This is a genomic window from Streptomyces sp. NPDC020898, from assembly GCF_044333925.1.
Classification (GTDB): Bacteria; Actinomycetota; Actinomycetes; order Streptomycetales; family Streptomycetaceae; genus Streptomyces.
In genome coordinates, this window is sequence record NZ_JBIRRV010000008.1 from 180,768 (window position 1) to 203,264 (window position 22,497).

At 69.4% G+C, this 22,497-nt stretch carries 17 protein-coding genes; 16 read left to right on the plus strand and 1 reads right to left on the minus strand.

The window, feature by feature from the left end; all coding sequences use genetic code 11:
• Positions 1-41 precede the first annotated feature (41 nt).
• The 8 genes from ACH4TV_RS25735 (at position 42) to ACH4TV_RS25770 (ending at position 6,551) form a co-directional block, all read left to right on the plus strand.
• A complete protein-coding gene (locus ACH4TV_RS25735) occupies positions 42-464 on the plus strand; it encodes an ATP-binding protein (RefSeq protein ID WP_398401937.1) in 423 nt (140 codons plus the stop codon).
• Complete coding sequence (locus ACH4TV_RS25740; RefSeq protein ID WP_398401939.1) at positions 464-925, plus strand: hypothetical protein; 462 nt, start codon at positions 464-466, stop codon at positions 923-925. The genes ACH4TV_RS25735 and ACH4TV_RS25740 overlap by 1 nt, the downstream gene beginning before the upstream one ends.
• A gap of 62 nt (positions 926-987) precedes the next feature.
• The gene (locus ACH4TV_RS25745) at positions 988-1,359 is read left to right on the plus strand and encodes a holo-ACP synthase (RefSeq protein ID WP_398401941.1); all 372 of its coding nucleotides are present in this window, start codon (positions 988-990) and stop codon (positions 1,357-1,359) included.
• Between the two features lie 90 nt (positions 1,360-1,449).
• Positions 1,450-2,889 (plus strand): NAD(P)H-hydrate dehydratase, encoded by a 1,440-nt coding sequence (locus tag ACH4TV_RS25750; RefSeq protein ID WP_398401943.1) that lies wholly within the window; start codon positions 1,450-1,452, stop codon positions 2,887-2,889.
• 272 nt (positions 2,890-3,161) lie between these two features.
• Entirely contained in the window at positions 3,162-4,331 is a 1,170-nt protein-coding gene (alr, locus tag ACH4TV_RS25755; RefSeq protein WP_398401945.1) for an alanine racemase, read from the plus strand.
• Between the two features lie 120 nt (positions 4,332-4,451).
• On the plus strand, positions 4,452-5,711 hold the full coding sequence (locus ACH4TV_RS25760) for an alpha/beta fold hydrolase (protein ID WP_398401947.1): 1,260 nt from the start codon (positions 4,452-4,454) through the stop codon (positions 5,709-5,711).
• Positions 5,677-6,201, plus strand: a complete 525-nt coding sequence (tsaE, locus tag ACH4TV_RS25765; RefSeq protein WP_398401949.1) for a tRNA (adenosine(37)-N6)-threonylcarbamoyltransferase complex ATPase subunit type 1 TsaE — start codon at positions 5,677-5,679, stop codon at positions 6,199-6,201. Before ACH4TV_RS25760 ends, tsaE begins: the two co-directional genes overlap by 35 nt.
• Before the next feature lie 155 nt (positions 6,202-6,356).
• Complete coding sequence (locus ACH4TV_RS25770; RefSeq protein WP_398401951.1) at positions 6,357-6,551, plus strand: hypothetical protein; 195 nt, start codon at positions 6,357-6,359, stop codon at positions 6,549-6,551.
• A 20-nt stretch (positions 6,552-6,571) separates the two neighbouring features.
• On the opposite strand, the gene ACH4TV_RS25775 is transcribed toward ACH4TV_RS25770, so the two are convergent.
• Positions 6,572-7,126: a hypothetical protein gene (locus ACH4TV_RS25775; protein WP_398401952.1), complete on the minus strand. Its 555-nt coding sequence runs from the start codon at positions 7,124-7,126 to the stop codon at positions 6,572-6,574.
• A gap of 154 nt (positions 7,127-7,280) precedes the next feature.
• Here ACH4TV_RS25775 and tsaB point away from each other — a divergent pair, with 154 nt between their 5' ends.
• The 8 genes from tsaB to ACH4TV_RS25815 all read left to right on the plus strand — a co-directional run bounded on the left by tsaB (position 7,281) and on the right by ACH4TV_RS25815 (position 22,479).
• Positions 7,281-7,934: a tRNA (adenosine(37)-N6)-threonylcarbamoyltransferase complex dimerization subunit type 1 TsaB gene (gene tsaB, locus ACH4TV_RS25780; protein WP_398401954.1), complete on the plus strand. Its 654-nt coding sequence runs from the start codon at positions 7,281-7,283 to the stop codon at positions 7,932-7,934.
• A 20-nt stretch (positions 7,935-7,954) separates the two neighbouring features.
• Entirely contained in the window at positions 7,955-8,467 is a 513-nt protein-coding gene (gene rimI / locus ACH4TV_RS25785) for a ribosomal protein S18-alanine N-acetyltransferase (RefSeq protein ID WP_398402336.1), read from the plus strand.
• Entirely contained in the window at positions 8,460-9,566 is a 1,107-nt protein-coding gene (gene tsaD / locus ACH4TV_RS25790; protein WP_398401956.1) for a tRNA (adenosine(37)-N6)-threonylcarbamoyltransferase complex transferase subunit TsaD, read from the plus strand. The genes rimI and tsaD overlap by 8 nt, the downstream gene beginning before the upstream one ends.
• Positions 9,563-9,817: a hypothetical protein gene (locus tag ACH4TV_RS25795; protein ID WP_398401958.1), complete on the plus strand. Its 255-nt coding sequence runs from the start codon at positions 9,563-9,565 to the stop codon at positions 9,815-9,817. Before tsaD ends, ACH4TV_RS25795 begins: the two co-directional genes overlap by 4 nt.
• A gap of 294 nt (positions 9,818-10,111) precedes the next feature.
• Positions 10,112-10,399, plus strand: a complete 288-nt coding sequence (locus ACH4TV_RS25800; RefSeq protein ID WP_398401960.1) for a hypothetical protein — start codon at positions 10,112-10,114, stop codon at positions 10,397-10,399.
• 7 nt (positions 10,400-10,406) lie between these two features.
• Positions 10,407-10,667, plus strand: coding sequence for a hypothetical protein (locus tag ACH4TV_RS25805; RefSeq protein WP_398401962.1), 261 nt, complete (start codon positions 10,407-10,409; stop codon positions 10,665-10,667).
• A gap of 506 nt (positions 10,668-11,173) precedes the next feature.
• Positions 11,174-15,532 carry a LamG-like jellyroll fold domain-containing protein gene (locus ACH4TV_RS25810; protein ID WP_398401964.1) on the plus strand — a complete coding sequence of 1,453 codons (4,359 nt, stop codon included), beginning with the start codon at positions 11,174-11,176 and terminating at the stop codon, positions 15,530-15,532.
• A 59-nt stretch (positions 15,533-15,591) separates the two neighbouring features.
• Positions 15,592-22,479, plus strand: coding sequence for a polymorphic toxin-type HINT domain-containing protein (locus tag ACH4TV_RS25815; RefSeq protein WP_398401966.1), 6,888 nt, complete (start codon positions 15,592-15,594; stop codon positions 22,477-22,479).
• Positions 22,480-22,497 lie beyond the last annotated feature (18 nt).

Genomic DNA, 22,497 nt, shown 5'->3' on the forward strand with positions numbered 1-22,497 from the left:
CCGCCGACCGCAACCCCCCACCACCGAACGGGAGTTGACGCATGCCCGAAATCAAGAACGAGCCCGAGTCCTGGGAGTACTCCCTCTACATCCCCAACGACCTCCGCGCTGTCACCGTCAGCCGCCGCACCCTCCGCCTGATCCTGACCATGCACGGGTTGATCGGCCTCGTCGATGTCGCCGAACTCCTCGCCGCCGAGCTGGTGTCCAACGCCGTACGGCACACCAAGGGCCCCGCCGCCCTACGCGTCCGCTGGTCGGCCGGCGTACTCCGCATCGGAGCCTGGGACGCCGACCCCCGACCGCCGGAGCCGCCACGGGAGTTGGGGCAGCTCGTCGAGTCGGAGGACGGACGCGGACTGGGGATGGTGCGGGCCTGTTCCGACCTCTGGGGATGGCAGCCGCTGAGCCGGTCCGGGAATCGCGGCAAATTCGTGTGGTGCGAGCTGCGGGCCGCCGCGTGATGCACCCGAACCGAGAGCTGGGCCTGCGCCCGGAACTGGAAGAGGAAGTCTCCGGTATTGCCACGGCGCTCGTGGCGGCCATCGCTTTGGTGGGCCTCTCGCCCGCGAAGGCCATGGCCGAACTCCACGGAAGACTCAAGGAGATCCTCAAGCGGGACGATCTGTCGCCCGGAGAGATCGCGTATCTGCGGGGAAAGATCGAGAAATGGCCGCCGGGATACGCCGAGCAGTGGGCCACCGGCTACGCCGTCGGCCTGGCGAAGGGGAAAGCCAAGTCGATTCTGGCCGTGCTGGAAGTACGGAGGCTCCCCGTCTCTGACGGCGTCCGCGAACGCGTCACCACCTGCGCCGATCTTGCTCGCCTCGATGACTGGCTCCACCGAGCCCGCACAGCGGAGCGTGCTGAGGATCTGTTCGGCGACGGCCAGGAGGTCCCGGGGGCCGCCCCGGAACGGGACTGAGCCTTTGGCCGACCGGCAAGGCGGCCGACTGAGGTCGCCGTGCGGATCGTAGGGTGCTCCGCATGAGCATCATCGGGGTCGGTATCGACGTGGCGGAGATCGACCGGTTCGCGGCGTCCATGGAGCGCACGCCCGGGCTGGTGCAACGCCTGTTCCTGGAGAGCGAGTTGCTGTTGCCCAGCGGTGAGCGGCGCGGTGTCGCATCCCTCGCTGCCCGGTTCGCCGCGAAGGAGGCGCTCGCCAAGGCGCTGGGCGCTCCGGCCGGGCTGCACTGGACGGACGCGGAGGTCTGCGTCGAGGACAGCGGGCGGCCCTGGTTGCGTGTGACGGGGACAGTGGCCGCGCGTGCGGAGGAACTCGGGGTGAAGTCATGGCACGTGTCGCTCAGCCATGACGCGGGGGTGGCTTCGGCGGTGGTGGTGGCGGAGGGGTAGGGCCCTTGCCAGGGTAGGGCTCCTGCCCCAACACCCTGCCGAGAGCCGACCGACGGGCCGATCGGCGGGCGGTGCGGGAGACTCGACCGTATGCGTACTGCGTACAGCGTGGAGACGGTCAGGGCCGCCGAGCGGGAGTTGATGGCGCGGTTGCCGGAGGGAGCGCTCATGCAGCGTGCGGCGGCCGGACTGGCTGTCGTGTGTGGGCAGTTGATGGGGCGGGTGTACGGCAGCCGGGTCGTTCTGCTCGTCGGTAGTGGTGACAACGGGGGCGACGCTTTGTATGCGGGCGCTCGGCTTGCCCGGCGGGGAGCGGGGGTCACGGCGGTGCTGCTCGCGCCGGAACGCACGCACTCCGGGGGGCGCGCGGCGCTGCTGCGGGCGGGCGGGCGGGTCGTGAGCCCCGGTGTGGCCGACGGGGTCATCGGGCGCGCCGACCTCGTCGTCGACGGCATCGTCGGGATCGGGGGGCGGGGAGGGCTGCGGGAGGACGCGGCGGCGTTGGTGGAGGTGGTGCGGGGGGCCCGGGCTGTTGTCGTCGCCGTTGATCTGCCCAGCGGGGTCGAGGCCGACAGTGGTGAGGTGCGGGGGGCCGCCGTGCGCGCCGATCTCACCGTGACCTTCGGGACGCACAAGCCGGGGCTGCTCATCGACCCCGCGCGTGAGTACGCCGGGACTGTGCGGCTCGTCGACATCGGGCTCGGGGAGGTGCTTCCCGGGCAGGCCGAGCTGGAGGCGTTGCAGCATGCCGACGTCGCCCGGCTGTTGCCGGTGCCCGGGGCCGAGAGTGACAAGTACCGGCGGGGGGTCGTCGGGATCGCGGCGGGGTCGGCGAGGTATCCGGGGGCTGCCGTGCTGGCTGTCGCGGGGGCGCTGCGGGGTGGGGCCGGTGCCGTGCGGTACGTCGGGCCGGCGGCGGAGGCGGTGATCGCCCGCTTTCCGGAGGCGCTCGTGTCCGACCGGGGGCCGCACAAGGCGGGGCGTGTGCAGGCGTGGGTCGTGGGGCCCGGGGCCGGGGACGACGCCGGCACCGTCGCCGAGGTGCTGGAGGCGGACGTACCCGTGCTGATCGACGCGGACGGGCTGCGGCTGGCGGACCGGGAGGCGGTGCGGGGCCGTACCGCGCCGACCCTGATGACTCCGCATGCCGGGGAGGCCGCCGCGCTGCTCGGGGTGGCCCGTGCGGAGGTCGAGGGCGCCCGGCTGTCGGCCGTGCGTGAACTCGCCGCCCGGTACGGCGCGACCGTCCTCCTCAAGGGCTCGACCACGCTCGTCGCCGATCCGGCGGGCGGCCCCGTACGGGTCAACGCGACCGGCACGCCCTGGCTGGCCACCGCCGGGAGCGGGGACGTGCTGTCGGGGCTGGGCGGGTCGTTGCTGGCGGCGGGGCTCTCGGCGCTGGACGCGGGAAGCGTGGCGGCGTATCTGCACGGGCTCGCCGGGAGGCTCGCGGCGGATGGGGCGCCGGTGGGGGCGCAGGACGTGGCGGAGGGGGTGGGGAGGGCCTGGCGGGATGTGCGGGGTGGGTGAACCGGGGGTTTTTCGCCCCCGCCGCCCTTACCCGTCCCATCCCTGGGGGCTGCGCCCCCAGACCCCCGCTGTCGGCCCTGAACGGGCCTTGTCCTCAAACGCCGGACGGGCTGGATGGTCTGGGCCTGGGCTGGAGAAGCGGTGGGGGCGGGCGGGTGGGCAGGAAGCTGGCGCTGGACGGGCCTTGTTCTCGGACGCCGGACGGGCTGAAGAGCGTGGGCCGGTATGCGATCGCCGGGATCTCCCGGTCCCTCTGAGACACTGGGGGCGCCATGAGTGAGACAGCAGCCCTGCCGGCCGCAGCCCTGCGTGCCCGCGCCGAGATCGATCTGGACGCCGTGCGTGCCAACGTACGGACGTTGCGCGCTCGTGCGCGCGGCGCGGCCCTGATGGCTGTCGTCAAGTCCGACGGGTACGGCCACGGGGCGGTCCGGTGTGCCCGGGCCGCCGTCGATGCGGGGGCCCAGTGGCTCGGCACCGCCACTCCCGAGGAGGCGCTCGCCCTGCGGCGGCCGGCCTCCGGGATTCCCCGCCATGTCCGCGTGATGTGCTGGCTCTGGACTCCCGGCGGGCCCTGGCAGGAGGCCGTCGAGGCCGACATCGACGTGTCGGTGGGCGCGATGTGGGCCCTGCGGGAGGTCGTCGAAGCCGCCACCGCCGCCCGTCGGCCCGCCCGTGTCCAGCTCAAGGCGGACACCGGGCTCGGGCGCGGCGGCTGTCAGCCGGGGGAGGACTGGAGCACGCTCGTCGCCGCCGCCCGCCGCGCCGAGCAGGATGGGCTGATCCGCGTCACCGGCCTCTGGTCCCATCTCGCCTGCGCCGACGAACCCGCCCATCCCTCCGTCGACGCCCAGCTCTCCCGCTTCCGCGACATGCTCGCGTACGCCGAACGGCACGGCCTGCGGCCCGACGTACGGCATCTCGCCAACTCGCCCGCCGTGCTCAGCCGACCGGACACGCACTTCGACCTCGTGCGGACGGGGGTCGCCGTGTACGGCATCTCGCCCAGCCCCGAGATCGGCACTTCCGCCGACCTCGGACTGCGCCCCGTGATGACGCTGGCCGCCTCCCTCGCGCTGGTCAAGCGCGTACCGGGCGGCCACGGTGTCAGCTACGGGCACCACTACGTCACCCCCGGCGACACCACCCTCGGCCTCGTCCCCGTCGGCTACGCGGACGGCATCCCCCGGCACGCCTCCGGCACCGGTCCCGTCCTGATCGGCGGCAAGTGGCGGACCGTCGCCGGGCGGGTCGCCATGGACCAGTTCGCCGTCGATCTGGGGGGCGACGAGCCCGAGGCGGGCGCGGAGGTGCTGCTCTTCGGACCCGGTGACCGCGGTGAGCCCACGGCCGAGGACTGGGCACAGGCGGCCGGGACCATCGCGTACGAAATCGTCACGCGCATCGGAACCCGCGTACCCCGCGTCTACGTGAATGAGTGACAAGAGGGGCAATCGCCCGACCGGTTCGGGCCGGGCGGCACGAGTAACCCCCGTAACTCCGGCAAGTCTTCCCACAGGTCTTCCAACTACTTCAGTGGTCATTCCAGCGAGGAGCGGTACGTGAGCGAGAGCAGTGCGGAGGTCGTCGCGAGCGCCGCCACGGCGGCCGTGGTCTCCGCCGCGGAGGCATCGGCCGGGAACTGGCGCCGGGCGACCGGCATCGTGGGCGTCGCCATAGGCGTGGTGGCCGCCGGCGCCGCCGCGGGTGTCGCCGTGGAGCGGATGACCGTGGGGCGCGGCATACGGCAGAAGGCGCGGCTCGCGCTCGACGCGGCGGGCCCGTACGGCGCGCTGCGCGGCACCCCGGGCAAGGCGTACGCCGACGACGGCACCGAGCTGTACTACGAGGTCGACGACGTCGACCCGGCAGCCGTGCCCGCCCTCACCCCGCGCCGGCGACGGCTCTTCGGACGCAAGGCCCCGGCCCCCGTCACCGTCGTCTTCAGCCACGGCTACTGCCTCGGCCAGGACTCCTGGCACTTCCAGCGGGCCGCCCTGCGCGGTGTCGTCCGGAGCGTGTACTGGGACCAGCGCAGCCACGGGCGCTCGGCGCGCGGTGTCGCCCAGGTCCAGGACGGTGTGCCCGTCTCCATAGACCAGCTCGGGCGCGACCTCAAGGCCGTCCTCGACGCCGCCGTGCCCGAGGGGCCGATCGTGCTGGTCGGGCACTCCATGGGCGGGATGACCGTCATGGCCTTCGCCGACCAGTACCCGGAGGTCGTACGGGAGCGGGTCGTCGGCGTCGCCTTCGTCGGTACGTCGTCCGGGCGGCTCGGCGAGGTCAACTTCGGGCTGCCCGTCGCGGGCGTCAACGCGGTGCGGCGGGTGCTGCCCGGCGTGCTGAAGGCGCTGGGGCAGCAGGCCGAGTGGGTGGAGCGGGGGCGGCGGGCCACCGCCGATCTCTTCGCGAGCATCATCAAGCGGTACTCGTTCGCGTCGCGGGACGTCGATCCGGCCGTCGCGCGGTTCGCCGAGCGGATGATCGAGGGCACCCCGATAGATGTCGTCGCCGAGTTCTACCCGGCGTTCACCGAGCACGACAAGACCGAGGCTCTCCGCCACTTCACGGACATGCCCGTGCTGGTGCTGTCCGGGGTCGGGGACCTCGTCACGCCCAGCGAGCACAGCGAGGCGATGGCCGACCTGCTGCCGGACGCCGAGCTGGTGCTCGTGCCGGACGCCGGGCACCTCGTGATGCTGGAACACCCGGAAGCGGTCACCGACCGGCTCGCCGACCTGCTCACCCGCGCGGGTGCCGTTCCTGCAGGAGCTACGGTGGCTGGCTATGGAAGCACCAGCGGCAGCGCACAACCCGGCTGAACCGGGCACGGTACGGACAGTGCAGATCGTCGTCGACTCGCCCGATGAGATGCGGGAGTTGGGCCGTCGGCTCGCCAAGATCCTGCGGGCCGGCGACCTTCTGATGCTCACCGGTGAGCTGGGCGCGGGCAAGACGACGCTGACCCGCGGGCTCGGCGAGGGGCTCGGGGTCCGGGGTGCGGTCACCTCGCCCACCTTCGTGATCGCCCGCGTCCACCCCTCCCTCGGCGAGGGCCCGCCGCTCGTCCACGTGGATGCGTACCGGCTGGGCGGCGGTCTCGACGACATGGAGGATCTCGACCTCGACGTCTCGCTGCCCGAGTCCGTCGTCGTCGTGGAGTGGGGCGAGGGCAAGGTCGAGGAGCTGACCGACGACCGGCTCCACCTCCTCATCCACCGGGCCACCGGAGACACCACGGACGAGGTACGGCACGTCACCCTCACGGGGGTGGGGGAGCGGTGGGCGACGGTTGATCTGAGCGCCGTATGAACGTGTGCGTGAGCGTCCGCGGGAACGTCTGCGTGAATGTTCCGACAATCCGTCGGCAAGATGTTGCGTTGAGGGTCTTGCGCGTGGTGACATGGTATCCAGTCCGTGGTTAGGGTTACCTAACTACGTCCGCCCCCGGGTCTCAGGAGGCGTCCATGTCGGCCACAGATGGCAACAAGCAGCAGCCGCCGAAGCCCCAGTCGAAGCCTCAGTCGACGTCGCAACCGCGGTCGTACGCGGTCGCCGGGGTGTCCATGCGCGATCTGCTGGCGGCGGGCGCGGCGGCCCGTGCGGTCTCGACGCCCCCGCGTGCCCCGGAGGAGCCCGTCGAGCAGCGGAAAGCTGCCTGACGTCCACCGCCTGACGTCTCCTATCGGACGACGACGACCTTCTCGCCGACCGTCGCGAACTTCCACATCGCGTTCCCGTCCAGCCGGGCCTCCCGGATGCCGCCCGTGCGTACCTCCGGGTCCGGCTGCGGGGCCGAGCCGTCCACCGCCGCGCTGAAGCCGATGGCCACGCCGTCGACGCCCGTGAAGCGGACGACGTGCTCGATCGGGGTGCCGTCGGTGCCCGTGACCGAGATCGAGCGGGACGTGACCAGATACCTGCCCGGCGCCGGGTCGATCGAGCCCGGCGTGACCGTGAACGTGCGCAGCGCCCTGCCGCCGGCGCCGACCAGCCACACCCGGTCCCTGTCCAGGGAGTACACGACCCGCCTGCCCTTGCCGGAGTCCTCCGGCAGGGCGTCGGGGTGCCGTGCGTCGCGGGCGGTCTTCGAGGTCGTCACCGGAGACGACGAGGACGCGTTCGGGGCGCCCGGGGTCCGCGGCGCGTTCGCCGAGGCCTGGTAGGCGAGGAAGCCGACCGCCGCGACGGCCGCCGCGGTGAGCCCGGCCACGAATCCCGAGCTGCTCCTGGTCACCAGCGCCCACCTCTGCGTTCTCTGTAGTCACCGGGTACGTCCCGGCCGGAATCCGGCAATGACACGTACGTCCCGTTTTGTGGTGACGGTAGCAGCAGCCGGAGGGGCGACCGGAGCGGCCGTACGGAGGGCGCGGGCGCCGTAGGCTGTTCGCGTGCTCTTGCTCGCTCTGGATACCGCCACCCCGGCCGTCACGGTCGCCCTGCACGACGGGACGGCTGTCGTCGCCGCGTCGAGCCAGGTCGACGCGCGCCGGCACGGGGAACTGCTGCTGCCCGCCGTCGACCGGATCCTCGCCGAGGCGGGCACGGGCCTCGATGCCGTCACCGGCGTCGTCGTCGGCATCGGCCCCGGCCCTTACACCGGGCTGCGCGTCGGCCTGATGACCGCCGACACCTTCGGACTGGCGCTCGGCGTCCCCGTACACGGCGTCTGCACGCTGGACGGCCTCGCGTACGCCGCCGACCTGCCGGGCCCCTTCGTCGTGGCGACCGACGCCCGCCGCAAGGAGGTCTACTGGGCGCGATACAGCGACTCCCGTACGAGGGTGACGGAGCCGTCCGTCGACCGGCCGGCGGACCTCGCCGACCAGGTCGCGGGCCTGCCGGCCGTCGGCGCGGGCGCCCTGCTCTACCCGGACACCTTCCCGGACGCGCACGAGCCCGAGCACGTGTCCGCCGCGGCCCTCGCCTCGCTGGCCGCCGAACGGCTGGCGGCGGGCGTCGAACTCCCCGCGCCCAGACCCCTCTACCTGCGCCGACCCGACGCCCAGGTCCCCAAGAACTACAAGGTGGTCACCCCCAAGTGACGACTGCCGTGCTGCGCGAGATGCGCTGGTGGGACATCGAGCCCGTGCTGGAGCTGGAGAAGGACCTCTTCCCCGAGGACGCCTGGTCCCGGGGCATGTTCTGGTCGGACCTGGCCCATGCGCGAGGGCCGGAGGCGACCCGGCGGTACCTCGTCGCCGAGGACGACAGCGTGGAGAGGGGCGGACGGATCATCGGGTACGGAGGGCTGGCCGCCGCCGGTGACGTGGCCGACGTACAGACGATCGCCGTCGCCCGCGAGCACTGGGGCACCGGGCTCGGTGCCGTACTGCTGACCGAACTGCTGCGGGCGGCGACCACGTTCGAGTGCGCCGAGGTCATGCTGGAGTGCCGGGTGGACAACGTGCGCGCGCAGAAGCTGTACGAGCGGTTCGGCTTCGAGCCCATCGGGTTCCGGCGCGGCTACTACCAGCCGGGGAACGTCGACGCCCTGGTGATGCGCCTCCGCGATCCGTCGGCATCACTCCCTTCCGTGCAGGAAATCGAAGTACAGGGAACCGAGAGCAATGGCTGACTCCAAGGACGTACCGCTCGTCCTGGGCATCGAGACCTCCTGCGACGAGACCGGCGTCGGCATCGTCCGCGGCACCACGCTCCTCGCGGACGCCATCGCGTCCAGCGTCGACGAGCACGCCCGGTTCGGCGGTGTCGTGCCCGAGGTGGCCTCGCGCGCGCACCTCGAAGCCATGGTGCCGACCATCGAGCGGGCGCTGAAGGAGGCGGGGGTCAGTGCCAGGGACCTCGACGGCATCGCCGTCACCGCCGGTCCCGGACTCGCGGGCGCCCTCCTGGTCGGGGTCTCGGCGGCGAAGGCGTACGCCTATGCGCTCGGCAAGCCCCTGTACGGCGTGAACCACCTCGCCTCGCACATCTGCGTCGACCAGCTGGAGCACGGCCCGCTGCCCGAACCGACGATGGCCCTGCTGGTCTCCGGCGGCCATTCGTCCCTGCTGCTGTCCTCGGACATCACGTCGGACGTACGGCCGATGGGCGCGACCATCGACGACGCCGCCGGTGAGGCCTTCGACAAGATCGCGCGGGTGCTCAACCTCGGCTTCCCCGGCGGTCCGGTCATCGACCGGTACGCGCGGGAGGGCGACCCCCGTGCGATCGCCTTCCCGCGTGGGCTGACCGGGCCGCGCGACGCCGCGTACGACTTCTCCTTCTCCGGGCTCAAGACGTCCGTGGCCCGCTGGATCGAGGCGAAGCGGGCGGCGGGGGAGGAGGTGCCGGTGCGCGATGTGGCGGCCTCCTTCCAGGAGGCGGTGGTGGACGTGCTGACCCGGAAGGCGGTGCGGGCCTGCAAGGACGAGGGCGTCGACCACCTGATGATCGGCGGGGGCGTCGCCGCCAACACACGGCTGCGGGCCCTCGCCCAGGAGCGCTGCGAGGCGGCCGGTATCCGCCTCAGGGTGCCCCGGCCCAAGTTGTGCACGGACAACGGGGCGATGGTGGCCGCACTTGGTGCCGAGATGGTCGCCCGGGGCAGGGCTCCCTCCGACTGGGATCTGTCGGCGGACTCCTCGCTGCCGGTGACGGACCCGCATGTGCCGGGGCAGAGTCACAGTCATGATCATGTGCACGAGGTGACTGAGGGGAACCTGTACCCGTGACCGTCGCGTTGATGTGGGAGGCACGGGCCGTCGAGGGACGGGGCGACGAACTCCTCGCCTGGGTACGGACGCAGACGCTGGCCCCGGAACCCCTGCGCCGGGAGACGCTCCGCGCTCCGCAGGACCGCGTCCTCGTCCTCACCTGGTGGGACGCGGACTACGACGCGGACCTTCCCGAACTCCCGGAACCGGCCGCGGGGTTGGTGGCGAGGGCCGTACACAGGTGGCGGTTCGAGACGGTGGCGGTTTGAGGTGAGGGGCGAATGATGTCCGCATCTCCCGTCAAGGATCGGCCAACCCTCGCTTTGCCCGTATAGGGGCGAACGGTCTGGATGATACGGACAAACAGGGGCGGCTCGGCAGGGGGTCGCACGACCCACAGGTGCACTCCGGGCCGTCCGGACGAAGGCCGACGGCGTCACGGAGACGCATCGTCTACGCTCACCGAGCCAAACCCTGGGCCCTCCTGTGGGGACGGCTCGTTCTCCGGCCAACCGACCGACCAGCGACCCGACGAAGGAAAACAAGGAAGCGGGGGGAAGCCTGTGGAAGTCACCCTGTATGCGGTGGCGTTCGCCGTCTCCGCGGTTCTCGTCGGGGGAGGCGTGCTGCATCTCGCGGGGCGCGGAACGCCGGTGGGCCCGACGGAGAGTCGGGGTGCGAAGGGCGCGCGGTCGAACATCCTGTTCGGTACGGGGCTCGCCCTCGGTACCGCGGCACGCATCCCGACCAGCCACCGCCTCCTGTGGGACGGCGTGCTCCTCGGCCCGGCGTTCGTCTGCGTCGTCGTCGCGTTCCTGCTGTACGTGGGGCCCCGGCGAGCAGTCCGGTGACCCCCGGGTGTTCCGCGAGGAAAGCAGCATCTCCGTGCGCCGCGACCGAGTAGCCCTGATCGGCACCCTGGCCGCCCTCGGCACGCTCTCCGCCTGGCTGCTGCCCGACGGCTGGCGGCTGGCCTCCCTGCCCCTCGCCCTGATCTGCGGGACGATCGCCCAGCGGTACGTGGCCGGGCGCACGGCACAGAGCCACACCGGGGACGACGTCATTCCGGTCGTAGCGCTCGGCTCCGCGCCGAACGACCTTGAGGTTTCCCGGAGTTGACGGGCGTCCGGCTGGGTTTCGTACGCGGACGAGCGGGTCGGCTCCGGCGGCGACGTGGGCGTGCGTCCACCGTAGTGGGCGCTTGCCGGACGTACCGACGGACCGGTTCGGGCCGGTCGCCGTAGCAGTCGGGGTCGGGTGGCGGTGGCGGGGCTGGTCATCTCCCGGGACGGCCTGCGGGTGCCGCTGCGCTCGACGACTCCGGTCGGTGGTCCCCACATCTTCGGCAACGTGCCGATCGATTGGCGGGATCTTTGCGCCATCTTGTCTCTCGTGCCCCTTGCGCCCACTCAAGTCCCTTGGTTCGCAATTGAGTTCACGATTTCACCACATGGAATTCATCCTTCCGATGCTTTTCGTGCCTAGCTTCACATGGTCATGACAGATTGATCATGGCTGGGGCACAGCTGGTTACGGGGGAAGGGCTGGCGATGTTTCGTCGTGCGCGTAGGCGCAGGGGGGCGGGCTTGTCCGTCGTACCACTTGCGATCAGTACTGGTGTTGCCGTGGCTGTCGGCCTGTTGCCGGTGGGAGCGCTCCCCGTTGGCCGGGCCGCTCAGTCGGCTTTTGCGGCCGAGCGTGCCGCGAGCGCGCAACCGGCTTCTGCGGAGGCGGAATCCAGTACCGCGGCTTCCGAGGACGAAGCACTCGCGCTGGCGAAGCGCCTGGGCAAGAAGGTGGAGGTGCTCTCGCAGCGCGGCGAGAGCAGCGATCTCTACGCCACCCCTGAAGGGGAACTGGAATCACGCGAGTACATGCGGCCGGTCCGGACCCGAGTCGACGGCGAGTGGCGTCCCATCGACCCCTCCCTCGCAGTGGTCGGCACGGGCACCAATAAGGGCATGGTCGCGCCGAAGGCGGTCTCGGTCGGGCTGACCTTCTCCGGTGGGGGCACAGGACCATTGGTGCGGCTGGAACGCGCAGGACGGACGTTCCAACTGTCGTGGCCGGGCACCGTACCGGCGCCACGATTGGACGGTGACACGGCCACCTACCCCGACATCCTGCCGGATGTGGATCTCCGGCTCGCGGCCCGGTCCGAAGGCTTCACCCAACTGCTCGTCGTCAAGTCGGCGGAAGCGGCACAGAGCGAGGAACTCGCGGAACTGCGCCTCAAGTTGAGCACCGAGGGCCTGGTGGCGAGGGAGACCGCGAACGGCGGCCTCGAAGCTGTCGACGAGGGCGGGGGTGGTGTCGTCTTCGAAGCACCCCGGCCGGTCATGTGGGACTCCAGCCCAGCGACTCAGGAACAGAGCCAGGGAACAGGCGCGAACCTAGCATCGGTTCCCGCCACCGCGGAGTCAGCTCGGGCAGAGACCTCCCCGGCCACGTCCCGGCGAGCGGAAACCGTCCAGGCCGCACAAACCGCTCAAGGCGCAGAAGCGGCGGGCGAACCCGGCGCCGGCGACTCGGGACGACTGGAGCCCGTGGGCGTCGACATCGCGGCCGGCGGCGACGAACTCGTCCTCACTCCGGATCGCGAGCTGCTCACCGGCCCGGACACGGTCTACCCGGTGTTCATCGACCCTCAGATGGAAACACCGCGCGCCACTGCCTGGACGGTGGCCTCCCGGTACTGGGACAGCTCACCCCAGTGGAAGTTCAACGGCGACCCGGATGCGGGCCTCGGCTACTGCGGCTGGAACTACTGCGCCCCGCAGGACGTGAAGCGACTCTTTTACCAGGTCCCGACCACCAAGTACGCGGGCCGCAGCATCATCAAGGCCGAGTTCACCGTACGCGAGACACATGCGGCTTCCTGCCAGCCCCGCGAGGTGCAACTGTGGCGGACCAAGGGCATCAACTCGTCCACCACCTGGAACACCCAGAACGCATCGGGCTTCTGGATCGACCGCATTGAGACGCGGAGCTTCGCGTACGGCTTCGACGGCTGTGCCTCGGCCGACGCCGAGTTCAACGTGAAGGACGTTGTGGCTCAGGCAGCGGCCAACAAGTGGCCGACGATCACCTTCGGGATGCGCGCCAGCGACGAGGACGACCGCTACACGTGGAAGCGGTTCTCCGACGCCGCATACCTGAGGGTGACCTACAACCGTCCCCCGCCGCGGATCAGCACCTCGCGGCTCATCATGGACCCGGGTGGCCCGTGCATGACGTCCGCCGGAGCGGTGCGTATCCGCTCTCGCGCGACGATCAAGGCCACTGCCGTGACCGACCCCGACAACGAGGGGGTCTCGGTGCAGTTCCGGGCGCGGTGGGACTCGGGTAACTGGCTCTCGGCGCGGAGCACGACCAAGCCCTCGGGGCATGGCTTCTCCATCACACTGCCCACCACTGTTCCCACGGACAAGCTGATCGCCTGGGAGGCACGGGTCTGGGACGGCCAAAACGGGGACAACGGTAGCGGCCAGTGGTCTCCCTGGAGTTCTCAAGGCGCCCACAGTTGTTACTTCCGGTATGACCTGGGGGTACCCGCCGGTCCCTCCATAACCTCAGCCCAGTACCCACGTGGTGACGACAGCGACCCGAACGACCCCTGGTGGGACGGAGTGGGCCGGTACGGCACCTTCACCATCGACGCGCCGGACCCGGACGTCACCAAGTACTGGATCGGTATCAACGGGTCACCCAGCAGCAAGTACACGCTGACCACCACGGGCGGTGCCGCCAGGACGATCAAGATGATGCCGACCAGACCGGGCCCCAACTTCATCATGGCCAAGGCGTGGGACAGCGCCGGTAACGCCTCCGAGCCGCGCACCTACCACTTCCGGGTCCGTTCCGGTCAGCCCGACCGGCTGTCCTGGCAACTGGACGAGGGCGCCGGGGCGAGCCAGGTCACCGGCGCGGGCGGCGAGTGGCCCGCCACGATCAACGGGGTCAGGACCGGCGCGGAGGGTGTTTCCGGAACCGGCCTCGAACTCGACGGCGTCGACGACTACGCGGCCACCGACTCCCCAGTCCTCAACACCGGTAAGAGCTTCTCGGTGTCGGTGTGGGCAAAGCTGCCCAGCGACCTTCCCACGTCCGGGACCGTCGCCGTCGCCCAGTCGGGTGCCAACACCAGCGGCTTCGAGATCTACTACTCCACCGCGCTAGGAGGTTGGGTCTTCCTGCGGCACTCCGCCGACGCCTCGGGCGGCTCGGCGGCCCGAGCCGTCCAGCCTGCCTGCTCGGCCGGGGACACCACATGCCTTGAGTCCCGGCTCAACACCTGGACGCATTTGGTCGGGGTCTTCGACAACGTCAACCACGTGATGAAGCTGTACGTGGACGGCGGGCTCGTCGGCACGGCCCCCTTCACCGAGCCCTGGGACGCACGGGGCCGCACCTTTCTTGGCGCCGCATCCCATTACGGGACTATCGAGAACTTCTTCAAGGGCTCCCTCGACGAGTTCCAGCTCTTCGACTACCAGCTCGAAGACGCCCAGGTGACCCGCCTTCACGAACGAAACCCGGTGGACACGGGTCGTCCCGCGAAGCTGGTCTTCCCGCTAGACGAGAAGGCGGACGCTGTCGCGCTGACGGGGCGGGCCCAGCCGGTCGCCGCCCAGCTACGCGGCGGAACCGCCCTCGGAGCCGACGGCGTGAACGGTCGCGCGGTCGAGTTCGACGGGGTCGACGACTACCTGACGGCCGGCCGGCCGGTCATGGACACCTACCAGAGTTTCGCGGTCTCCACCTGGGTCAAGCTGCCCAAGGACAAGGAGAGCCGGGCGATGACAGCTGTTGCCCAGAGCAGCGCCAACGTCGCCGGCTTCGAGCTGTACCACTCCACGGCGCAGGGCGGCTGGGTGTTCCTGCGGCACTCCGCCGACGCCTCGAACGCCACCCCGGTCCGGGCCATCCAGACCGCCTGCCCTGCGAACAGCAACTGCGCCGCAGCACGGCTCGGTCAGTGGAACCACGTCGTTGGCGTCTACGACATCGACGCCTCCGAGATCCGGCTCTACGTCAACGGCGTACTGACGGCCACAACCTCGTACACCACGCCATGGCTGGCCACGGGCGAGGTCACGCTGGGCGCTGCCAAGGGAGCCAGTGGGCTGATCAGCCCACTCAAGGGCGCCATGGACGATGTGCGGCTCTACGACCGGGCCATCTCCGACGACGAAGTACGGCAGCTGTTCAAGCAGCGGTCGCTGGTCAAGAGCCGCTGGAAGTTCGAGAGCGCCTCAACTGCCGCCACGCCAGTCACTCCGGACGCCGGTCCCGTGGGCGCAGGACTTGGTCTCTACAACGGTGCCAAAATCGGGCCGCCCAGCTGGGTCGACGGCGACCTGATACTGAATGGCGTCAACCAATACGCCGCTACTGCGGCCGGCACCGTGCCGCTCGAGACCGAGGCCAGTTTCACCGTCAGTGCGTTCGCGCAGGCGGCGGCCACTCCAACCGGCTCGGTCGCGTTGCTCAGTGCGCCGGGCACGAACAAGGACGCTTTCTCGGTGCGGTACATCCCGAGTGCTACTCCGGGAACCGACGGCGGCCGTTGGCGGATCACTACCGCCGATGCGGACAAGACCGACGCCGCGTCTGCCGACGTGGAGAACGGGCAGTTCTACAGCCCCCGGGACTGGACGCATCTGGCGTTGGTCTACGACGGCTTCGCCCATGAGATGCGGCTCTACGTCAACGGACAGCTGGAAGAAGTCGCCTGCAAGGACACCGACGAGGACGGCGAACCCGATGTAGCGGGCTGCACCGACCAGGTCTCGTCGGCCGAGAACGTTCTGACCTTCAAGGCCGTTCAGTCGCTCCAGCTCGGCCGCGACCGGGCCGGCGGGTATTGGCCCGGTTCGGTCTCCGATGTCTGGACATTCCAAGGCGCGCTGAACGAACTCCAGATCGGACACCTCGCGACCGGGCAGCCGGGCGCCGACACGACCGTACCCGGCAACGACTGACCGTCACGACCGGCTTCCACGAAGCGGCCTCACACCCACACGAGGGATGAAGAACGAGGATGAACGGTAGAGCCCGCAAGCGAGTTCGTACGCTACGCCGCCGCGTCGCCCTGGCCTCGGCCGCGGTCATGATCGGCACTCTTCTCCAGGCCGTGACACAGGCCGAAGGCGTCGCCGCCGACCGAGGCACGGGTCGCCCGGACCTGCCGTCGTCCGAGAAGCCGGTCGCTGTCACGCCGGTCTCGATCCCCCCGCGCCCGGCCGCGAAGGGACCCCGCACCCCGCAGGAAGCCCCACGTGCCACTTGGCCGAAGGCGGGCTCGGCGACCGTCGAACTCAACGCGCGTTCCGCGTCCGTAGTGCGCGCGAAGGGCCTGCCCCTTTCTGTGGGCAGCACGAAGACGACGGTGAAGCCGGACCACAGCATCACAGTTGCGGCCCGCTTGTACGATCGAAAGGCCGCCCAGCGCGCCGGTTCTGACGGCCCACTGTTCACCTTGAAGCCCTCGCAACCGCTGAAGACCAAGGCTGCCGTAAGCACCCGCCTCGACTACTCCTCCTTCGCCGGGACTTTCGGCGGCGGGTACGCCGCCCGGCTGCGCCTCGTCGAACTGCCCGCGTGCGCGCTGACCACACCGGCCGAGGCCAAGTGCCGGGCTGCCAAACCCGTCGAGACCGTCAACGACACCGAGCGGCAGACCCTCACCGCCCCCAGCGTCTCCCTGCGCGCCACCGGAGCCACTGTCCTGGCGGCCGTCGCCGACGACGCGGGCATGAGCGGCGACTACAAGGCAACCCCGCTCTCCCCGTCCGCAGCGTGGAGCACGAGCCTCAACACCGGTGACTTCTCCTGGCAGTACGACATGGGAGTCCCGGACGTCCCCGGCGGCCTCACGCCGAGCGTGGGTCTGTCGTACTCCTCGGGCTCGATCGATGGCCGGACCGGCAACAGCAACAACCAGGCCTCGTGGGCGGGCGACGGCTTCGACATCTGGCCGGGGTCGATCGAGCGCCGCTACAAGTCGTGTGCCGACGACGGAGTGGAGAACGCCGACGGCGGCAGGCCCGGTGACCTGTGCTGGGCTTACGACAACGCGTTCATCTCGTTCAACGGCAAGGGCGGCGAGCTGGTGCCGAACGGCACTAACGCCTTCAAGCTGAAGAATGATGACGGTACGAAGATCGAGCGGAAATTCGGCTCGACCACGGACGTGCGTGCCAACAAGGCCCGCGACGACGAGTACTGGAAGGTCACCACCCCCGACGGGACCCAGTACTACTTCGGCTACAACCGGCTGCCGGGCTGGGTGGCCGGAAAGGAGGCCACCGACTCCACCTGGACCGTCCCGGTCTTCGGCAACAACGCTGACGAACCCTGCCACGCCTCCACCTTCGCCGCCTCCTGGTGCGAGCAGGGGTGGCGCTGGAACCTCGACTATGTCGTCGATCCGCACGGCAACGCGATCGCGTACCACTACGACAAAGAGCTCAACTCCTACGGCCGCAACCTCAAGGCGGAGGACGACACCCCTTACACACGCGGTGGCTACCTCGACCGGATCGAGTACGGACTGAAGTCCTCCACCATGTACTCGGTGCAGGCACTGGCCAAGGTCGACTTCACCAGCGGCGAGCGCTGCCTCCCGAACGCGCAGACCACCTGCTCGTCCATCGGCAGCGACGCCTTCTACTGGTACGACACCCCGTGGGACCTGAACTGCGACGAGGGCGCGACTTGTGACAAGGGGCGGCTCTCCCCGGTGTTCTTCACCCGGAAGTTGCTCAGTTCGGTCAAGACCCAGGTACTGAAGTCCGGTTCCTACGCCGACGTCGACTCCTGGAAGCTCGCCCACCGCTGGGGCATGGCCGACATCGACTACCAGCTGGAGCTGGACTCCATCCAGCGCACCGGACACAGCGCCGCCCCCGCGGTCACCCTGCCGAAGACCACGTTCTCCTACGTGCAACTCGACAACCGCCTGGACAGGACCGGCGACGGGTTCGCCCCGTTCACCAAGGACCGGCTGGCCGCCGTCATGGATGAAGCCGGCGGTGCTATCTACGTCGGCTATTCGGCACCGCAGTGCGACTTCGACGCGCTGCCGACCCCGCAGACCAATACCACCCGCTGCTTCCCGCAGTACCTCGGTGGTACCCCCACCGTCGACCCCGACCTGCACTGGTTCAACAAGTACGTCACCTCCACTGTCACTCTGGGCGACCGCACCGGCAGTTCCCCGGACCAGGTCACGTCGTACGACTACCTCGGCGGTGGGGCCTGGCACTACGACGATGATGACGGGCTGACGAAGGAGAAGTCCAAGACCTGGTCGCAGTGGCGCGGCTACGACCACGTCCGAGTGATGACCGGAGGCCAAGAAGGACCGTCGACGCTGCGCACGCAGGCGGACAGCTATTTCCTGCGGGGCATGGACGGCGACCGCAAGGCGCCGGCCGGCGGCACGAAAGAGGTCAGCGTCGATCTGGGCACGGGTGAGGGCGCCGCCCTCACCGACCACGACTCGGCTGCCGGGTTCCTCTACAAGACCGTCAACTACTCCGGGCCCGGCGGCAACGTCCTGGCCAAGACGGTCAGTCGGCCATGGCACCATCAGACCGCGAGCAAGGTCCGCGACTGGGGCACGGTCACCGCCAACCTCACCGGTACCGACCAGACCAGGACCTGGACCTCGCTGGACAACGGCGCCGGCGCCAGGTGGCGTACGACCACCACGGACAACAGCTTCGACACCACGGCCGGACGGATCAACCAGACCAACGACCTCGGTGACGACTCCACTTCGGCCGACGACAAGTGCACCCGCACCACCTACCCGGCCGCCGGGGCGATCCTCTCCCTGCCTTCTCGGGCCGAGACGGTGGCCAAGGCGTGCGGTGCCACGACCGACCGTGCCAAGGACGTCATCTCCGACGTCCGAACCGCCTACGACGGTCTCGCCTACGACGCGGCGCCCACCAAGGGCGACCCGCGGGCGACCGCCATGCTCAAGTCCCACGACGGCACCACCGCCACGTACACGGAGACCAGCGCCACCTACGACGCCTACGGCCGCAAGCTCACCAGCAACGACCTGAGCGGAACCGTCACCGTCAAGTCCGGTGCCCTGACCCGTACGGACCGCACCGACGGCCGCACCACGACAACGGCCTACACCCCGACCACGGGCTTCCCCACCTCCGCCAAGGTCACCACGCCACCCGTGACGCCCGGTGACAGTGCCACCACGCAGAATTCCACCACCACCAACGACCCGCTGCGCGGGGTGCCGTTGACGCAGACCGACACCAACGGCAAGGTCACCAACTTCGCGTACGACGCACTGGGCCGCACGGCCAAGGTGTGGCTCGCCGACCGGGGAACCGGCGACGTCCCCACGTACGAGTACACCTACACCCTCGCGGACAAGCAGCCGATCGCCGTCGGTACCAAGACCCTCGGCAACAATGGCGCCCAGATCACCTCGTACGTCCTCTACGACGGTTTCCTGCGCCCTCGTCAGACACAGGACCCCGGCCCGGACGGCGGAGTGCTGCTCTCCGACGTCCTTTACGACGAACGCGGCTTGACGGCCCAGGAGTTCCTGCCCTACTACGCGCTGAAGAAGCCGTCCACGACGCTGTACAAGCCGCTGGACGAAAACGATGTGGAGATCCAGAGCCGCTATGCCTACGACGGACTGGGCCGGCGGACCGAGCATCGGCAGATCCTCGGCAACGGTGACGGCGGCAAGGTCCTCAACACCACGAGGACGATCTACGGCGGCGACCGGACCACAGTCATCCCGCCGGTCGGTGGCACCGCCACCACGACGCTGACGGACTCCCGAGGCCAGACCACCGAACTGCGCCAGCACCACCAGCGCACCGCCGACTCCGCGCACGACACCACGACGTACGGCTTCTCGCAGAGCGGAGCGGTGTCCAAGGTCACGGACCCTGCGGGCAACGAGTGGACGTACGAGTACGACCTGCTCGGCCAGCTCAAACGTGCCAAGGACCCGGACAAGGGCGAACTCAAGTACTTCTACGACGATCGCGGCCTGCTGACCTCCATGGCGGACGCCCGCAACACGCTCGCATACGCCTATGACGGCCTCGGCCGCAAGACCGAGCTGCGGTCCGGGTCAGCGACTGGCCCCCTGCGCGCCAAGTGGACGTACGACACGATCAGCGAAGCCAAGGGGCACATCGCCGAGTCCACCCGCTATACCGACGACGGCCAGGCCTACACCTCGAAGGTCGTCGCCTACGACCGCCTCTACCGACCGTTGCGCACCTCCGTCACCATCCCGGACACGGAGGCGAACAAGGGTCTGGCAGGCACCTACCTCTCGACCGCCACGTACAAGGAGTCAGGCCAGATCGGCAGCGTCGGCCTACCCAAGGCCGGTGCCCTGGCCGCGTCCTCGGTGGCCTACGCCTACGAGGACGAGACGCTGCGGCCGATCACCGTGGACGGCCGCGAAGGCATCAAGTCCTCGGTCGGCTACAGCCTGACCGGTGATCCGCTCCAGTACGAACTGTCCAACGCGGGCGGCAAGTTCGTCCGAATCACCAACGAGTACGAGCCCGGAACCCGGCGACTGGCCCTCAGCCGAGTGAACCGTCAGGACATCGCGGGCGTCGACCAGGCCTCCAGCTTCCGCTACGACGAGATCGGCAACGTCCTCTCCGTCTCGGACACCTCCCGCTCCGGCACGGACACTCAGTGCTTCGACTACGACTACCTGCGCCGCCTGACAGAGGCATGGACCCAGTCCACAGGCACCTGTGCGAGCGCACCCGACGCGTCCGTACTCGGCGGCCCGGTGCCGTACTGGCAGTCGTACACCTACGACAAGATCGGCAACCGGCGCACTGAGGTCGAGCACGACGTCACGGGCGATGCCGCGAAAAACGTCTCCAGTGTCTACGACTACCCCACGCCGGGCGCGAACGTAGTCCGGCCACACGCCCTGAGGTCGGTCACCCGGACCGGCCCCGGCGTCGTCGCGGGCGACAGCTTCACCTACGACGCGACCGGCAACACGGACACCCGGACTCTGGGCAGCGGCACCACCCAGGACCTCGACTACGACGCCGAGGGCCGGCTGGCGAAGGTCACGGAGCCGGTCGAGGGCGGATCACCGAAGATCACCGAGTACGTCTACGACGCCGACGGCAACCGTCTGATCGCCCGTACCCCGACCGAGACCACCGCCTACCTGGGCACGACCGAGATCTCCGTGGCGAAGGGCACAACAACCCCCAAGGTCACCCGGTACATCGCCCTCGGCGGCGGCCACCAGGCGATCCAGGGCAACGACGGCAAGGTCTCCTTCACCACCGCCGACCACCACGGCACCGCGCTCCTCGCCATCGACGCCGCCACCCAGCAGCTCAGCCAGCGCCGCGCCAAGCCCTTCGGTGGTACACGGGGCCCAGAGCCGGCGTCCTGGCCAGGAACGAAGGGCTTCGTCGGCGGCACGAAGGACGCGTCGACAGGCCTGACCCACCTGGGCGCCCGCGAGTACGACCCGTCCACGGGCCGCTTCCTCTCGGTCGACCCGCTGATGGACCTGACCGACCCGCAGCAGATCAACGGCTACAACTACGGCAACAACAACCCGCTCACCTTCATGGACCCGCAGGGCACGGAGCCGCACAACGGCGACCCTTGCCTATACTCCCTTGCCGATTGCTCCAAGGAGATCCAGGACTCCGTCGGCTACGACCCGCAGACGGGGACGGCTGACCCGGCGAACGCGACGAGTTCCGGCACGGTGATCGCGTCCTCGGGGGACAGTCCTGCGCAGGCGGTCAACGTCAGACAGGAGAACGGCTACGTCCTGATCGAGAACCAACAGGTCCCGATGGCCCGCGAACTGGAGGCGAGGTTCCCCCAGTACGCCGAAGAGGAACGGGTCAAGGTCTGGGCTCAGGGCATGTGTTTGAGCCCGGACGACCAGAAGTCAGCCTTCTGCGGTGCTGCCGAGGCCCTAGGCCTGGTCACCCACGAGCAGAGCGGCTTCGACAAGTTGGTCACCGCGGTCGTCGTCGAATTGATCGCCCCGGACGTCGATGCCTGGAAGAGCTGCTTGAGCGGCGACAGCGCCAAGAGTTGCGGTTCGGCGGCACTGGACCTGCCGTTGGCGAGGGTGTTCAAGGGTGCCAAGGTCCTCAAGTGCAACAGCTTCGTGCCCGGCACCGAAGTCCTGATGGCGGATGGCACCACGAAGCCCATCGAGGACGTCCGGATCGGCGACAAGGTCCTGGCGACCGACCCGAAGACGGGCAAAACCGTAGTCAAGACGGTCACCGCCGAGATCACGGGCCAGGGCTGGAAGCGTCTGGTCAAGGTGACGATCGATATCGATGGCGACAAGGGCACCAGGACTGCTTCGGTCACGGCGACTGACGGGCACCCCTTCTGGGTTGCGGAGCTGGGTGAGTGGGTCGACGCCGCGCAATTGCGGGTGGGGGAGCGGCTGCGCACCAGTGTCGGGGCGTATGCACGGATCGTCGAGGTCAAGCAGTGGAACGTGCTGTCACTGAAAGTTCACAACCTGACGGTCAGTGACCTACACACGTACTATGTACTTGCAGGTGCCACGCCGGTCCTGGTTCACAACTGCAATAAGAATCAGGGTGTCTATATCTTCGATGACGCTTCCAAGCCCGGGCATGTGTACGTCGGGAAGACGAATGACCTCGACAGGCGGCTGAAGCAGCACGCAGACCTAGGCAGGCGTGATAAGGATGGCTCTGTCATCTGCATTCACGTCTGCGGTGATGACGACGCTCTCAGAATTCAAGAACATATCGTTAAGGTTCAGCTCGAGAAGATAGGAATTAAACTTAGCAGTGGCATCGAGGGGCGAGGTCGCAATCTCTACAACGATCGCCAACAGAGGTCGAGTCAACTCGAACTCCCCTTTGATGAGTAGAGTAAATGAAGCGCCAGA

Coding starts and splice junctions, on each gene's coding strand:
- ACH4TV_RS25735 (WP_398401937.1), top strand. CDS start 42: ATGCCCGAAATCAAGAACGAGCCCGAGTCCTGGGAGTACTCCCTCTAC.
- ACH4TV_RS25740 (WP_398401939.1), top strand. CDS start 464: ATGCACCCGAACCGAGAGCTGGGCCTGCGCCCGGAACTGGAAGAGGAA.
- ACH4TV_RS25745 (WP_398401941.1), top strand. CDS start 988: ATGAGCATCATCGGGGTCGGTATCGACGTGGCGGAGATCGACCGGTTC.
- ACH4TV_RS25750 (WP_398401943.1), top strand. CDS start 1,450: ATGCGTACTGCGTACAGCGTGGAGACGGTCAGGGCCGCCGAGCGGGAG.
- alr (WP_398401945.1), top strand. CDS start 3,162: ATGAGTGAGACAGCAGCCCTGCCGGCCGCAGCCCTGCGTGCCCGCGCC.
- tsaE (WP_398401949.1), top strand. CDS start 5,677: ATGGAAGCACCAGCGGCAGCGCACAACCCGGCTGAACCGGGCACGGTA.
- ACH4TV_RS25770 (WP_398401951.1), top strand. CDS start 6,357: ATGTCGGCCACAGATGGCAACAAGCAGCAGCCGCCGAAGCCCCAGTCG.
- rimI (WP_398402336.1), top strand. CDS start 7,955: ATGCGCTGGTGGGACATCGAGCCCGTGCTGGAGCTGGAGAAGGACCTC.
- tsaD (WP_398401956.1), top strand. CDS start 8,460: ATGGCTGACTCCAAGGACGTACCGCTCGTCCTGGGCATCGAGACCTCC.
- ACH4TV_RS25815 (WP_398401966.1), top strand. CDS start 15,592: ATGAACGGTAGAGCCCGCAAGCGAGTTCGTACGCTACGCCGCCGCGTC.